This is a genomic window from Thiomonas bhubaneswarensis, assembly GCF_001418255.1.
In the GTDB taxonomy this organism is placed as follows: Bacteria; Pseudomonadota; Gammaproteobacteria; order Burkholderiales; family Burkholderiaceae_C; genus Thiomonas; species Thiomonas bhubaneswarensis.
The window spans coordinates 183549-198999 of record NZ_LIPV01000003.1 but is presented as its reverse complement, the minus strand read 5'-3'; the positions used below and the strand labels follow the sequence as shown (position 1 = coordinate 198999).

At 64.3% G+C, this 15451-nt stretch carries 13 protein-coding genes and 1 tRNA gene; 5 read left to right on the top strand and 9 right to left on the bottom strand.

Features of this window, described 5'->3' with window-relative positions; genetic code table 11:
* Positions 1-87: 87 nt before the first annotated feature.
* Complete coding sequence (locus ASC45_RS05385; protein WP_055450150.1) at positions 88-879, bottom strand: EAL domain-containing protein; 792 nt, start codon at positions 877-879, stop codon at positions 88-90.
* Between the two features lie 138 nt (positions 880-1017).
* Between ASC45_RS05385 and ASC45_RS05380 the strand changes: the two genes are divergently transcribed.
* The 5 genes from ASC45_RS05380 (at position 1018) to ASC45_RS05360 (ending at position 4528) form a co-directional block, all read left to right on the top strand.
* Positions 1018-2853, top strand: coding sequence for a M61 family metallopeptidase (locus tag ASC45_RS05380; protein WP_141655726.1), 1836 nt, complete (start codon positions 1018-1020; stop codon positions 2851-2853).
* Positions 2854-2890: 37 nt separating this feature from the next.
* Positions 2891-3676 carry an enoyl-CoA hydratase gene (locus tag ASC45_RS05375; RefSeq protein WP_055450003.1) on the top strand — a complete coding sequence of 262 codons (786 nt, stop codon included), beginning with the start codon at positions 2891-2893 and terminating at the stop codon, positions 3674-3676.
* A 21-nt stretch (positions 3677-3697) separates the two neighbouring features.
* Positions 3698-3774 (top strand) — tRNA-Met (locus tag ASC45_RS05370).
* 134 nt (positions 3775-3908) lie between these two features.
* Entirely contained in the window at positions 3909-4184 is a 276-nt protein-coding gene (locus ASC45_RS05365) for a type II toxin-antitoxin system Phd/YefM family antitoxin (RefSeq protein ID WP_055450002.1), read from the top strand.
* Positions 4184-4528, top strand: coding sequence for a type II toxin-antitoxin system RelE/ParE family toxin (locus ASC45_RS05360; protein WP_055450001.1), 345 nt, complete (start codon positions 4184-4186; stop codon positions 4526-4528). The genes ASC45_RS05365 and ASC45_RS05360 overlap by 1 nt, the downstream gene beginning before the upstream one ends.
* A gap of 32 nt (positions 4529-4560) precedes the next feature.
* Here ASC45_RS05360 and ASC45_RS05355 read toward each other — a convergent pair whose 3' ends face one another.
* The 8 genes from ASC45_RS05355 to ppk2 all read right to left on the bottom strand — a co-directional run bounded on the left by ASC45_RS05355 (position 4561) and on the right by ppk2 (position 15275).
* Positions 4561-5943 (bottom strand): MBL fold metallo-hydrolase RNA specificity domain-containing protein, encoded by a 1383-nt coding sequence (locus tag ASC45_RS05355; RefSeq protein WP_055450000.1) that lies wholly within the window; start codon positions 5941-5943, stop codon positions 4561-4563.
* Entirely contained in the window at positions 5940-6986 is a 1047-nt protein-coding gene (locus ASC45_RS05350; RefSeq protein WP_082454265.1) for an LOG family protein, read from the bottom strand. Before ASC45_RS05350 ends, ASC45_RS05355 begins: the two co-directional genes overlap by 4 nt.
* The gene (gene ppsA / locus ASC45_RS05345; protein WP_055449999.1) at positions 6983-9400 is read right to left on the bottom strand and encodes a phosphoenolpyruvate synthase; all 2418 of its coding nucleotides are present in this window, start codon (positions 9398-9400) and stop codon (positions 6983-6985) included. Before ppsA ends, ASC45_RS05350 begins: the two co-directional genes overlap by 4 nt.
* Before the next feature lie 108 nt (positions 9401-9508).
* A complete protein-coding gene (locus ASC45_RS05340) occupies positions 9509-9958 on the bottom strand; it encodes a universal stress protein (protein ID WP_055449998.1) in 450 nt (149 codons plus the stop codon).
* 45 nt (positions 9959-10003) lie between these two features.
* A complete protein-coding gene (locus ASC45_RS05335) occupies positions 10004-10390 on the bottom strand; it encodes a hypothetical protein (protein WP_055449997.1) in 387 nt (128 codons plus the stop codon).
* Between the two features lie 48 nt (positions 10391-10438).
* Positions 10439-12952, bottom strand: a complete 2514-nt coding sequence (locus ASC45_RS05330) for a plasma-membrane proton-efflux P-type ATPase (RefSeq protein WP_055449996.1) — start codon at positions 12950-12952, stop codon at positions 10439-10441.
* Positions 12949-14466 (bottom strand): MFS transporter, encoded by a 1518-nt coding sequence (locus tag ASC45_RS05325; protein WP_055449995.1) that lies wholly within the window; start codon positions 14464-14466, stop codon positions 12949-12951. The genes ASC45_RS05330 and ASC45_RS05325 overlap by 4 nt, the downstream gene beginning before the upstream one ends.
* Positions 14467-14471: 5 nt before the next feature.
* A complete protein-coding gene (gene ppk2, locus ASC45_RS05320) occupies positions 14472-15275 on the bottom strand; it encodes a polyphosphate kinase 2 (RefSeq protein ID WP_055449994.1) in 804 nt (267 codons plus the stop codon).
* Positions 15276-15451 lie beyond the last annotated feature (176 nt).

The window sequence follows — 15451 nt, the reverse complement described above, 5'->3', positions numbered from 1 at the left end:
GTTCATCCATGATGGATGCAAAAAACAGGTCGTGCGGTGACCAAATGTATCGCCCGGGTTCACCGGCCGGTACGAGATACCCCTCGGCTAAGACGGCTGAAGCACGCTGGCGCCGGGCTGCTTGAGCAGCTGCGCCCATTCCTCCAGTTCGCGCGGCTCGCCGAACAGATAGCCCTGCATGCTTTGAAGACCCATGGCGTGCAGGGCCTGGGCGCATTCGCGGTTTTCCACGCCCTCGGCCACCACGTGGATCGACAGCCGCCGCGAAATATCGACCAAGGCACGCACGATTTCGGCGTTGCGCACGTCCTTGGTGACGTCTGCCGTGAAGCTGGCGGGAATCTTGATGTCGCTCGGATCGAGGATCTTCAGGTATTCGAACGAGGCATAGCCTTCGCCGAAATCGTCCATGGCCACGCGCACGCCGGACTTGCGCAGCGATTGCACATTGCGCGCCACGCTGGGAAACGCCGGAATGGCTCGGCGCTCGGTGACCTCGACCATCAGGCGCTCGGGCGCCCAGGCGTAGCGTTGCAGGGTGGTGTTGATGTGCTCGATCAAGGCCGGATCGCCGATCTGATCGGCTTCGATGTTGACCGAGATGTAGCCGTTCCAGCCCGTCCAGTTGGACAGCACCCTGGCCTCGGAGATGGCCTCTTCCATCACCCAAAAAAACAGCTCGCTGGTCTGCGCCGGGGTCAACTGGGGCAGAAACATCAGCGGGGAATGCCGCTTGGGGGCGTCTTGCGCCCGCCACCGAAACAGCACTTCCAGCCCGATGACCTGGCCAGCGGGAAAACTCACCTGCGGCTGATAGACCAAAGCCGGAGCCCCCGCCCCGGCATGTGCGGCAATCTCAGAAAAAACGTCACGTTCCACGATGGGTATGCCGCTGAATAGGAGCAAGCTTGAATGCTTGAATATTTCCCGCAGGTTAGCATGGGTTTTGAATCGTTCAAATGCGAATTTACAAATTCTGATCACCTGCGGCATAGCTCGAATGCCGCCCTTCGCACCATGTCCCGCAAAACACGCGCCAAGTCCCCGTTTCATTCTCAGCCCTCCGGGCCGAGCTACCGCGTCTTTATCGCCGATGCGAGATCGCACCAATTCCAGGTTGAACTCGAACTTGCCGACCCTGCGCCCGACGGACAGGAGTTCTGGCTGCCGGTGTGGATACCCGGCAGCTATCTGGTGCGCGAATTCGCCCGCCATGTGCTGCAGGTGCAGGCCTGGTGCGGCGACCATCCGGTGGCCATCGCCAAGATCGCCAAGAACCGTTGGCGTGCAGCGCCGTGCCAGGGCACGTTGCGGCTGAGCTACAAGGTGTACGCCTTCGACCTGTCGGTGCGCACCGCCTACCTCGATCCGCAGCGTGGCTTTTTCAACGCCAGCAGTCTGCTGCTGGCCGCAGCGGGCCGCGAAACCCTGCCGCACACCGTCACCCTCATCCGCCCGGACTTCGCGCCGCAATGGTCTGTGGCAACCACCCTGCCTGCGGTGCAATGCGACGCCCACGGCTTCGGCAGCCGACGTGCTGCCGATTACGACGAGTTGATCGATCATCCGGTGGAAATGGGCGACCTGATGCGACTGACTTTCAGCGCCGGGGGCGCCGCGCACGAGATGGTGATCGCCCACGGCGCGGCAATGCAGGGCGAGGTCGACGCCAGGCGCCTGGCCCGCGATCTCAAGCGCATCTGCGCAGCGCAAATTGCTCTGTTCGAGCCGCGGCGCAAGCGCGCGCCGTTCGACCGCTATGTCTTCATGGTGGCGCCCACGGCCGACGGCTACGGCGGGCTGGAGCACCGCAGCAGCACCGCGCTGATGTGCGCCAGACGCAGCCTGCCGCATCCACGCATGACTGACGCCGACAGCGACTACCGCGATTTCCTCGGCCTGTGCAGCCATGAATACTTCCACTCTTGGAACGTCAAGCGCATCAAGCCTGCTGCGTTCACCCCCTACGACCTGGAGGGCGAAAACCCCACCAGCCTGCTCTGGCTGTTCGAAGGGTTTACGGCCTATTACGACGACCTGATGGTGCTGCGCGCCGGGCTCATCACCCCGCAGCAGTATCTCGACGTCCTGGCGCGCACGATCGGCGCAGTGCAGCGCACGCCCGGCCGCCTGGTGCAGAGCGTGGCCGAGGCCAGTTTCGATGCCTGGACCAAGTACTACCGCCCCGACGAAAACACCGCCAACGCCACCGTCAGCTACTACCAACTCGGCGCCCTGGTGGCGCTGGCCATCGACCTGCGGCTTCGTCTGCACACCAAGGTCACGCTCGACGACCTGATGCGGCTGCTCTGGGTGCGCTACGGTCGTGACGATGCCCCGCTGCGCACCGAGGGTGTGGCCGAAGACGCCCTGCCCGGCCTGCTCAGCGAACTCAGCGGTCTGGACTGGCGGGCCTTTTTCCGCCGCCATGTTCACGGCACCGAACTGCCGCCGCTGCAGAAGCTGCTGACCGAATTCGGCGTGCAAGGGACCACAGCGCAAGACACGCCGTTCGACGCGCTCGGGCTGGCCGTGCAGGAGCAGGCGGGCGGCTGGCTGAGTGTGCAGCGCGTGCGCAACGGTGGCTGGGCCGAACGCTCGGGTCTGGCTGCTGGCGACGTGCTGCTCACGCTGAACGGCGAGCGGGCGCGAAAAGCCGTGATCGAACGCCGTCACGCCCTGGCGCGCGAAGGCGACCTCTGGCGCCTGAGCTGGCTGCGCCAAGACATCGAACAACGCAGCGAAACACCCTGGTTCGCGCTGCCACCGAGCCGGGTGCAACTGCGTCTGGCCGACAAACCCCGGCGGGTGCAGCGGCAACGCCAGGGTGCCTGGCTGGGCACCGCGCCGTGACGCACAATGACCTACTCGACACCTTGAGGAGATGCCCATGCAAAGCACGGACGACGCCGTCATCCTGACCGAAACACGAGGCCACGTCGGCCTCATCACCCTCAACCGCCCCAAGCAGCTCAACGCCCTGAACGACGCGCTGATGGATGCTCTGGGCGATGCGCTCAAGGCGTTCGACGCCGATGCGGCCATCGGTTGCATCGTCGTCACCGGCAGCGACAAGGCTTTCGCCGCCGGGGCCGACATCACGGCCATGGCGCAGAAGACCTTCCCCGCCAGTTACACCGAAGACTTCATCAGCCGCAACTGGGAAGCGATGATGCAGATCCGCAAGCCGGTCATCGCCGCCGTGCGCGGCTTCGCCCTGGGCGGAGGCTGCGAACTGGCGATGATGTGCGACCTCATCGTCGCCGCCGACAATGCCCAGTTCGGCCAGCCCGAGATCAAGCTCGGCATCATTCCCGGCGCCGGCGGAACCCAGCGTCTCACCCGCGCCGTGGGCAAGGCCAAGGCCATGGATCTGGTGCTCACCGGCCGCATGATGGACGCGCAGGAGGCCGAACGCAGTGGCCTGGTCGCACGGGTCGTGCCACTGGAAGGCGCGCTCGATGAAGCCGTGGCCATGGCCGAGACCATCGCCGGTTTTTCGCTGCCCTCGGTGCTCATGGCCAAGGAAAGCGTGAACCGCGCGTTCGAATCGCCGCTGGCCGAAGGGCTGCGCTACGAGCGCCGCCTGTTTCAGTCGCTGTTCGCCACCGCCGATCAAAAGGAAGGCATGGCGGCTTTTCTGGAAAAGCGAAAGCCCCTTTTCACCCACCGCTGATGCGCTATACTGCATGGCTTTGGCGCTTTAGCTCAGTCGGTTAGAGCGACGGAATCATAATCCGCAGGTCCGGGGTTCGAGTCCCTGAAGCGCCACCAATGCCAAAACCCAACCGGCACCGGTTGGGTTTTTTGTTGCCCGCAGCGCAAATAAACCCTTGTGATCTCGGAGCCTACCGTCGCGGACTGAATAAAGACTATATTGAGCCCTTGTCAGGTCAAGGAATCAGATCATGCGCTACTCATCGCAAGTCAAACCCATCAGCTACCTCAAGGCGAACGCCGCCGAAGTTCTGGCCCGATTGACCGAGGGGCGGGAGCCGCTGGTCATCACCCAGAACGGAGAGGCCAAGGCGGTCATTCAGGACGTCGCATCCTATGAGGAAACACAGGAAACGCTGGCGCTGCTGAAAATTCTCGCGCTCGGCAACGCCGAGGTAGAAGCTGGCAAGGTCAAGCCCGCGGGTGAGGTTGTCGCAAGGTTGCGGGCCAAACAGGCAGCCAATTGATGGCAGGTCGAAAATACGAGGTCTTGCTGACCGAGGGGGCCGAGCAGGATCTGGAGTCGATCTACGACTACATCGCCGAATTCGACTGCAAGGCCCATGCCGACCATGTGCTTGATCGGCTATTGGAGGTCGTCGAGAGCCTGTCAACCTTTCCTGAGCGCGGCGCCTACCCCAAGGAATTGATCACCCTCGGCATCCGGGAGTATCGGCAGACCGCCTTCAAGCCCTATCGAGTGATCTACCGCGTCATGGGGCAGAAGGTTTACGTTTATGTGCTCGCCGACGACCGTCGGGATATGCAGTCACTCCTGGCACGTCGCCTGCTGGGAGCCTGCCGGACTTGAGGATCGCGGGCTGCATCAGGGGTCTGGTGGCATCAGATTTCCAGCACGTCCCCCTGGCTTGGACGATGCACCCGGGTGGAGGTGAGCTTGGCGGCAAAGGCGTCCATGCTGTCGGGGTCGCCATGGACGAGGATGGTCTGCTCAGGACCCAGCGCCTGATGCCAGGCCAGCAGCTCGCGTTGGTCGGCGTGCGCTGAAAAGCCGTTGATGGTGTGGAGCTTGGCGTGAACCGGAATCTCCTCACCGAACAGCTTCACGGTTTTCGCGCCGTCGATGAGCAGGCGAGCGAGGGTGCCGCGCGCCGCGTAACCGACGAACACCACGCTCGACTCGCGTCGCCAGAGGTTGTGGCGCAGGTGGTGACGCACCCGCCCGCCGGTCGCCATCCCCGAACCCGCCATGATCACGGCGCCTCCGGTCAAGCGGTTAAGCGCCATCGACTCGGCAGCCTCGCGGGTGAAATGCAGCCCCGGCAGTGAAAACGGATCCTTGCCGCGGCGAAACAGGGCGTTGATCTCGTCGGAGTAACACTCGGGGTGGCGGCGGAAGATCTCGGTTGCCGAAATCGCCATCGGCGAATCGAGAAAAACCTGCAGCGAGCCCGGCAGCTTTGCGGTCTCGATGCCCTCACGCAGGCTGTAGAGCAGTTCCTGCGCGCGTTCGAGGGCAAAGGTGGGAATGATGACGTTGCCGCCGCGATGCAGGGTGTCGCCTATGGCCTCGAACAACTCGGCAATCGACGCGTCGACGGGCTTGTGCAGCCGGTCACCGTAGGTGGTTTCCATCACCACCGCATCGGCGCGCGGGGGCAGTTGCGGATCGCGCAGCACGGCGCGGCCGCTGTTGCCCAGGTCGCCGGAAAAAATGACCGAGCGGCGCGTGCCCGCTGCAGTCTGCTCGATGCGGATGCTGGCCGAGCCGAGGATGTGCCCGGCGTCGAAAAAGGTGGCCACCAGACCTGGCGCGAGCTCGATGGCCTGGCCGTATGTCGCCGTGCGGCCGAAGGCGTCCATCGCATTGAGCGCGTCGAGGGTGGTGTAGAGCGGCTCGCTCTGCGAGTCGCCGCGCCGGTTCGCGTGCCGGTTGTGGCGCTCGGCCTCCTCCTCCTGCAGATGCGCCGAGTCGAGCAGCACCACACGGGTGAGCTCGCGCGTGGCCGCCGTGGTGATGATCTCGCCTCGAAATCCGCGCTTGACCAGCAGCGGTATACGCCCGCAATGGTCGAGGTGAGCGTGAGTGAGCAGCAACAGGTCGATCGATCGGGGGTCGAAGCCGAAGTCCTCGGCGTTCTCCTCGTCGAGCTCGCGGCTGCCCTGGAACATGCCGCAGTCGATGAGCACACGCTTGCCTTGCGCCTCGAGCAGATGGCAGGAACCGGTGACGTTGCGGTCAGCGCCGTGGAAAGAGAGTTTCATGCCTGTCGTCCTTGTGGTGGGGTTGGCGGATGGGGAGCGTCGAGCGGCGTGCCATTGCGCACATGCCAGGCGCGGATGCCGTCCCAGGCCTCCTGCGCCGTTTCGGCAAACCAGAACAGCTCGGCATCCTCTTCGTCGATCGCGCCGGCTTCGAGCAGGAAATCGACGTTGAACACCCCGCGCCAGTACGACTCGCCGATCAGCACCACCGGAATCGGCGCCGTTTTGCGGGTCTGGATCAGGGTGATGGCGCCGAACAGTTCATCGAGGGTGCCGAAACCGCCGGGCAAGGCGACGATGGCGGCTGCCCGCTGCATGAAATGCAGCTTGCGCATCGCAAAATAATGAAACTGGAAACACAGCCCCGGGGTGAGATAGGGGTTGGGATATTGTTCGCGCGGCAGGCTGATGTTCAGCCCTATGGTCTCGGCGCCAGCCTCGAACGCGCCGCGATTGGCCGCTTCCATGCCGCCCGGGCCGCCTCCGGTCATCACCGCCAGCCCGGGAATGGAGGCCGCGCCGATCAATTGCCCGAGTTCGACGCCGATCTTGTAGTAGTGCGACAGCGCCATGCGCCGCTCGGCCAGCCGCAGCGCCTTGGCCCTCACGGCATCTCCCGCGCTCGCCGCAGCCTGTTGCCGCGCGGCTTCGAGTTCGGCGCGTGCGGTCTGCGGTTCGCGCAGCCGGGTGCTGCCGAAAATGACCACGGTGCGGTTGATGCCGTGCGCCTGCAGCATGTCCTCGGTCTTTTGATAGTCGAGCAGCAGCCGCAACCCGCGATGCGCATCGGCATGCACAAACTCGACATCGCGGTCGGCGGGGATATACGACGGGTGCTCCATGATGGCGCGCAACCGCGCCTGCACCTGCGCCTCCTCCTCCACCGGCTTGGGCCGCTCCCAGGGAAGCGGCTGGCGGCGCTGGGTGCGAGGCGCTGGCGATGGAATGCGAACGGGGGCGCTCGCTGCACTACCCTCCTCGCTACGCTCGGCTCCCCGAGGGAGTTGAGCGCCACCTTCGGGCGGCCGGGCGGTGGCGCTCATGACTGGATCTCCAGCTTGCGCGGCTTGCGGCCAAGACGCGCTTCCACCGCAAGCACATGCTGGGTGGTGGCAATGACCGTGTCGGGATTGAGGCTCATGGTGTCGATGCCGATCTCGACCAGGAATTCGGCCATCTCAGGATAGTCCGATGGCGCCTGGCCACACAGCCCGGAGTGGATGCCGTTGCGCCGACAGCCCTCGACCGCCAGGCGAATCATCTCCTTCACGCCGTCGTCGCGCTCGTCGTAGTCGAAGGCGACGATGTCGCTGTCGCGATCGACACCCAGGGTGAGCTGGGTGAGATCATTCGAGCCGATGGAGAACCCGTCGAAGCGCTTGGCAAACTGGTCGATGAGAATGACGTTGTTCGGGATTTCGCACATGGCATAGATCTGCAGCCCGTTCTCGCCACGCTTGAGGCCGAATTCGGCCATTTTGGCCAGCACCGCGTCGGCCTCCTGCACCCGACGCACGAAGGGCAGCATGAGAATCACATTGCTCAGTCCCATGTCCTCGCGAACCCGTTTCATCGCCAGGCACTCCAGGCGGAACCCTTCCGCATACGCCGGGTGGGCGTAGCGGGAGGCGCCGCGAAAGCCGATCATGGGATTGGATTCATCAGGCTCGAAATCGGCGCCGCCGATCAGGCTGGCGTACTCGTTGGATTTGAAATCAGACATGCGCACCACCACCGGCTTGGGCCAGAACGCTGCAGCAATGGTGCCGATGCCCTCGGAGAGTCGCTGCACGAAAAAGCTCGCGCCGTCCGGATAGCCGCAAAGCAGACGGTCGATCGCCGTGCGCGCGTGCGCATCGCTTACCTTTTCCGAGTGCAGCAAGGCCAGCGGATGCGCTTTGATGGTTTCGTTGATGACGAATTCCATCCGCGCCAGACCCACGCCATCGTTGGGCAGGAACGAGGTCTTGAAGGCGATGTCCGGGTTGCCGATGTTGATCATGATGCCGGTGACTGGCCGCGCGATGTCGCCGACCTCGACTCTGTCCACATGAAACGGAACCGCGTCGTGGTAAACCTTGCCGGCATCGCCTTCGGCGCAGGAGACGGTGACCGTCTCACCGCTGGACACTGCATGGGTTGCGTTGCCGGCGCCGACGACTGCCGGAATGCCCAGCTCGCGGGCGATGATGGCCGCGTGGCAGGTGCGCCCGCCGCGGTTGGTGACGATGGCTGCGGCGGTCTTCATCACCGGCTCCCAGTCGGGCGTGGTGGTGTCTGCAACCAGCACTTCGCCGGGTTGGAACTCGGACAAATGCGCGACATCGGCGATCACCCGCGCCCGGCCGCTGGCGATTTTTTCACCGACTGAGCGCCCCCTGGCCAGCTCTTGCCCACGGCCGTCGAGCACATAGCGCTCGATCACACTGGCGCGGCGCCGCGAGGCCACGGTCTCCGGCCGCGCCTGCACGATGTAGATGTTTCCATCGATTCCGTCCTTGGCCCATTCCATATCCATCGGTCGACCGTAATGCTGCTCGATCTTGATTGCTGCGGCGGCCAGTTCGAGCACGTCGGCGTCGCTGATGCAAAAGCGTTCGCGGTCGGCCTTGGGTGTGGGGATGTTGCGCGTGGTCAGTCGCGTCTGACCCTCGACGAAGACCATTTTCACGGCCTTGTCGCCCAGGCTGCGGCGCAAGACCGCGCGGTGGCCGAGGGCGAACGTGGGCTTGTGGACATCAAACTCGTCGGGATCGACGGCCCCCTGCACGACGTTTTCGCCCAATCCATACGCGCCGGTGATGAACACCACATCGCGAAACCCGGATTCGGTGTCGAGCGAAAACATCACGCCCGAAGCGGCGAGATCGGAGCGCACCATTTTCATCACGCCGATCGACAACGCAACCTTGAAGTGATCGAATCCCCGGTCGATGCGATAGTGAATGGCGCGGTCGGTAAACAGGCTGGCGAAGTCGCGGCGGCAGGCGTCGAGCAGGCTTTCGTCGCCGCGGATGTTGAGATAGGTGTCCTGCTGGCCGGCAAAACTCGCGTTCGGCAGATCTTCGGCGGTTGCCGAACTTCGCACCGCCAGACTGACTTCCTCGCCATATTGCGCCTGCAGCTTGCGGTAGGCGCCGATGATCTCAGCAGCAAGATCCTTGGGCAGACCCGCGCCGTAGACGATTTCTCGGGCCCGCTTGCCGCGACGGGCGAGGTCTTGCATGTCGTCGGGGTCGAGCCCGTCGAGCGCTTCATGCAGCGCGTCCCAGGCGCCTGCGGCGTCGAGCATGTAACGGTAGGCCTCGGCGGTGATGGCAAAACCGTTGGGCACGCGCACACCCTGCGCCGAGAGTTCGCGAAACATCTCGCCCAGCGAGGCGTTCTTGCCACCGACCAAGGGCACATCCTGGATACCGAGTTGATCGAAGAATCGGATGAACTTGTCGTTACTCATATTCCTTCTCCATGCCGCGTCAACGCGGACACCCATTGCCCAGTCTTCTGCCGAATGCCACCTCGGGTGCTGTGGGCATCAACCCTCGTCGAGCCCAACCCAGCCGCTTCACGCCGGATGCTGGCCCGCGTGCACGATCAAAACCGGCACCGAGCTGCGCTGCGCCACCCCCTCGGCAACGCTGCCCAGCATCAGACGACGCACGCCGCTGCGGCCGTGGCTGCCGATGACGATGAGATCGGCACCCCAGCGCCTTGCCTCGGACAAAATGACGTCGGCCACCCGGGGCATCGCCTGCGAGGTCTCGAGCACGGTCGAGCTGACATCCTGGCCAGGCGACCGCGCCTTGTTGACCCAGGTGTCGAGCAGCAACCGCGCATCATTGCCCATGACGGTGAGCAACTCCGGAGACGAGGCGATCAGCCCATGCGCTTCGACAACGGTGACAAAGCGCAGCGCCGCCGCCTGATCGTGCGAAAGCGCGGCGGCCTGCTCAGCAGCGGCCTGCGCGGTCTGGCTGGCGTCGATGGGAATCAGGATTTTTTTGTAGGTGGACATGATGAATGGGAAGAATCAAGGCGGTTGCGGGAAGAAGAGAGACTCTCAGATGCCTAGGAGCCTGTCCTTGGCCTTGAAGTAGTGGCGGGCATGGGCGATCAGTTGCCCGTCGGTCGGATGGTCGGCCGATTCGATGCCCAGCACATGCTCGGCCACCGCAGGGTCATGGCGCTGCAGGTGCTTGAACAGCGCCAGCTTGGCCTGTCCCGGCCCGGTGATCAGAATCTCGGGCACCGAGGCCACCGCCTCGGCGACGGCGTGGTAGTAGCGCTGGTCCTCGGGCGCCTTGCCGCTGCCGACCGTGCCGCTCATGACGTGCAGGTGCGGGTGCTCCTTGGGCATGACGATGGATTTTTCGACGTCCTCGGGGTCGATGAACAACACCTTCGCTTGCGAATGATCGATCCAGACGACGGCATGACGGTGTGACATGATGAGCCTCCCAGTAAAAAGTCAACGACGACAAAGTGCCCGTGCCGATCAGGCACCGGCGGAATGATGCGGTCTGAACACGCGCTGCTTGAGCAAACCCAGGAATGCGCGGTGACGCGGCGCCTCACGATCAAAGTGCCTGTAAACCGCGAGCTTGGCGCGGTCTTCGACCCAGGCCCAGAACAGGCAATAAACCCAGATGATGGCCACGGCTTTCCAGCTGATGGGGGCAATCAAGCCCAGCGGGTACACGACAAACAGCGTGGCGAGCACCTTGGTGACGATGGCCGACCACAGCAGCGCCGGCGCAGGCCAGGGCTTCTTCCACAAGGCTTGTTTGCTGCGCGCGACGAACAGGGTGAGGTGCCCGGAGACGGCCATCTTGAGGAAGATGAAGGTCTGGATGCTGCCCATATCGAGTTTCATCACGTCGTGCGCGTACCAGAGCAACAGCATGGTTTCGGCCACGCCGATGAGGCCGAGCACGGTGGAGACGGTGATGACCCGCTGCATCTCCCAGCGCACCGGCTGCGGGTCAACCGCGGTGCGGTCGTAGGCGATGGTCATGATCGGCACGTCGTTGAAAAACGCCAGCAGAATGATCATCACCGCGGTGATGGGATAGAAGTCGTAGATGAGCATCGCCAGCACCACGAACACCATGATGCGGATGGTCTCGGTGATGCGGTAGATGGCGTAGCTGTTCATGCGCTCGAAAATGCGCCTCGCTTCCTCGACTGCCTTGACGATGGTCGACAGTCCCGGCGCGGTGAGGATGAGCGCGGCGGCTGCGCGCGCTGCGTCGGTCGCGCCAGAGACCGCGATGCCCACGTCCGCCTGCTTGAGCGCCGGGGCGTCGTTGACGCCGTCGCCCGTCATCGCCACGCGGTGCCCAGCCTCCTGCAGCGCCTTGACGATGCCGTACTTGTGCTCGGGAAACACCTCGGCAAAGCCATCGGCGGCGTCGATGCGATCGGCCAGGCTCACCCCTGGCGACTGGCCCGCAGTGTCGAACACCGCGCCCGCGGCAAGGATGTTGCGCCCGATGCCCAGTTGATCGCCGATTTCTCGGGCGATGGCGACGTTGTCGCCAGTGACCATTTTCACCTGTAGCCCATGCTCGCGGGCGTCGGCGATCGTCTGCCTGGAGTCGGGCCGCGGCGGGTCGAACAGCGACAGCAGGCCGTCGAGCTGCCAACCGCCCTCGCCCGTCTTGCTGGCCACGCCCAGGGTGCGCAGACCTTTGGCGGCCTGGGCATCGATCCATGCCTGCGCCTTGCCGCGCGCTGCGGCGTCGAGACCGCACAGATCGAGGATGACCTGCGGCGCGCCCTTGGTGACGGTGAAAGGCTGGCCCTGCGCCGTGGTCCAGCGGCCTTCGCTGCGCTTGCCCACGGGGTCGAACGGCATGAAGCCCTCGGCCTTGTAGCCTGCGGGCGTGGTCTTGTCGTTCTGCGCGGCATACACCGCCTGGTCGATGGCGTCGCCATTGTCGGGCTGGCTGGCGAGCGCGGCGTGCAGATTCAGCGTGGCCGCGTCTGACGCGTTCATGAGCAGCGCCTCGCCCAGGGTGAGTTTGTTTTGCGTGAGCGTGCCAGTCTTGTCCGAGCACAGCACATCCACTGCGGCCAATTCCTCGATCGACTCCAGCCGCGAGACGATGGCCTTCTCTTTTGACAGCGCCAGCGCGCCCAGCGCCATGGTCACCGACAGCACCGCGGGCATGGCCACAGGAATCGAGGCCACGGTGAGGATGAGGGCGAACTGCAGCAGCTCGATCCACGGCAGGCCGCGTTGCAGCTCGACCAGCACCAGAATGACCACCAGCCCCAGGCTGACGTAGATGAGATAGTCGCCGATGCTCAATACCGCCTTCTGGAAGTGCGACACGGCGCCAGCCTTTTGCACCAGCTGCGCGGTCTTGCCCAGATAGGTGTTGACCCCGGTGGCATAGACCACGCCGATCATCTCGCCCTGCTTGGCCACCGAACCGGAATACACCACCTCGCCCACCTTGCGGCTGACCGGCAGCGACTCGCCGGTCAGCGCCGATTGATCGACGCTGAGATAGTCGCCTTCGAGCAGTTTGAGGTCGGCCGGAAGGATGTCTCCCAGCCGCACGCGCACCACGTCGCCCGGCACGAGTGCAGCGGTATCGATCTGCAGCCACTGGCCGTCGCGCTTGACGCGGCACTTGAGCGCGAGCTGTTTTTTCAGCGCGTCAAGGGCGCTGCTCGCCTTGAACTCCTGCCAGAAGCCGATGCCCGCGTTGAACAAAAGCAGCAGAACGATGATGACGAAGTCGGGCCAGTGCCGCACCAGCGCTGACAGCAGCGCGGCTACCTCGATCATCCAGGGAATCGGCCCCCAGAAGTAGCGCGCCAGACGCATCAGCAGGCTGACATGCTGCTCCGGCAGGCTGTTGGGGCCGGCCTGCGCCAGGCGCTGCGCGGCCTCGCTTGAGGTCAGCCCGTCGGAACTGCTGTGCAGGGTTTGCAGCAGATCGGTCGGTGACATCGCAGCCACGGCCTTGGCGTCGAGTTCTTGAACGGTCTGATTCACGCTGTGCTCTCCGGATGCGCCCGCAGCAACGCAGCTTGAGCATGGTGCCTGGGCAAGTCTTGGGTCTGATGTTCTTCGAGGGTGAGGCCGTGGCCATACATGCTGAAGGCCCAGGTGGCGAGCAGGCCGAGCAGGCTGCACGCCGCCATCATGGCGAGCACCATGGGCACCCCAAGCGCAGACTTCACCAGCGGCAAGGCGAATACGCCGAGCGTGGCGCCGATCTTGGCCACTGCGGCAGCAAAGCCCGCGCCGGTGGCTCGAAGCTGGGTGGGATACAGCTCGGTGGGCAGGATGTAGGTCGTGCTGTTGGGCCCCATGTTCATGCTCAGGTTGAACACGATGAACCCGGCAAAGATCAGCGGCACATGCATCCCGGAAGTCACCGTGCTCAGCCACAGCAGCCCCATGCCCAGCGTCATGCCGGCAAAGCCCGCAAGCTGCATGCGAATGCGCCCGAATCGCGCCACCGTCCACAGCCCCAGCGCGAATCCCAGCAGCAGGAACAGGTCGATCAATCCGGTGCCTCGCACCAGCGCAGCCACCTGTTGCACCAGCGATAGATCGCGGCCGGTGAAATGCAATTGCGCCAGCAGCACGGCGGTGAACAGCCCCACCCCGTAGGTGGCGATATCCATCAGAAACCACGGCACCGCGCTCAGCAGGGTACGGCGCAGATAAGCAGGCTGGAACAGCACCGCATAGCCATGAGGTTTGTCGCCTTGCGGCACGCGGGCAACGTAATGCACCGTGCTGCCCAGACGCGAGGCCATGCGTTCGAGCTGGCGCCTGTCGGAGGGCACGAAGCGTTCGAGCATGTGCACCGCCTCGCGGTTGCGGCCCTGCCCGATCAGCCAGCGCGGGCTCTCGGGCAGATTGAGCCTGCCGAGCAGAAACAGCAGCGCGGTGAGCATTTCCGCAGCAAAAAACCAGCGCCATGCTGTGGGCTCGGGCTGCAGATGCAGCAGCGCCATGGCCAGCAGCGCCGCCACCAGCAGGCCGACCGACTGACAGGCGATGGTGGCCACCATCATCACGCTGCGCTTTTTGTGCGGCATGCACTCGGCCACATAGCTGCCGCTGACGGGAAAATCCATGCCGATGCCCACGCCCACGACGAACTGCGCCGCGATCAATCCCCAGGCGTTCCAGGTCAGCGCGCTGAAACCCGCAGCCGCCGCAAGCAGGGCCATGTCGAGCAGAAAGACCGACTTGCGCCCGATGCGGTCGGCCAAGCGCCCACCGAGCACCGCGCCGCCAATGGCCCCGGCCACCAGCGCGGCACCGAGCAGGCCCGTTTGCAACGGCGACAGCCCCAGGCTGTCTGTGAGCAGCGGCATGGCGATGCCCAGCATGAACACCGAGATGCCGTCGATCAGCGTGCCGCCGCTGGACAGCGCCCAGGCCAGATAGTGCGGCAGACGCATCGGCGCGTCGTCGAGCAGGGCGACGATCTGCGCATGATCGGGATGGACTGCGGACCCGCCCGGCGTAGTTTGCACGGTGGCCGCCATGGCTCTTACTCGGCGATGCGGCCTTGCATCACCGCGTCCTGGGTGTAGCTGAAGACCCCGTCAGGATCGGGACAGAGCAAGGCCTCGTTCTTGTCGCGGTAATCGAGGCGGCTGAGCAGATCCATGATGAGGTTAAGCCGCGCGCGCTTTTTGTCATTGGCGCGCACGATGGTCCAGGGCGCCGCCAACGTATGGGTGCGGGCGAACATGGCGTCGCGCGCGGCGCTGTAGTCTTTCCAGTGCTTCTGCGCTGCGGCGTCGATCGGGCTCATTTTCCACTGCTTGAGCGGGTCGGTCAGCCGGGCCTTGAGCCGCTGCCTTTGCTCGGCCTTGTCGATGTCGAGGTAGTACTTGAACAGCCGCAGACCCGAGCGCACCAGCATCTGCTCGAACACAGGCACCGTCTCCATGAACTCTTCATACTGCGCCTCGGTGCAGAACCCCATCACCCGCTCGACCCCGGCGCGGTTGTACCAACTGCGGTTGAACAGCACGAATTCGGCAGCGGCCGGCAGATGCGGCACATAGCGCTGGAAATACCACTCCGATTCGTCGCGCGTGGAGGGTTTGCCCAGCGCCACCACGCGCGTGTCGCGTGGCGAGAGATGCTCGATGATGCGCTTGACGGTGCCGTCCTTGCCCGCACTGTCGCGCCCTTCGAGAATGATGAGGATGCGGTCGCCGTGGCTGATGAGATGCTTCTGAAATTTGACCAGCTCGATCTGCAGTTCTCTGAGGATGTGGCGATAGCCGTGATCGACATCGTCCGCATCGCCGGTGGCCCGCACTTTTTTGGACTTGGCTGTCATATCCATCTCCTCGTCTGAAACCGGTCAGGTCGGTCGCTGGCGGCGAGGCCGCACACACGCTTTGCGGCCCGAGATCCTCAAGCCCGACACGCCTTGCCTGATCTGAGTGTAGGAGCCGCCCAAAATCCGAGCGCTTGACTCATATCAATCTCCGCTGTCCGGGTTTACATCATGTC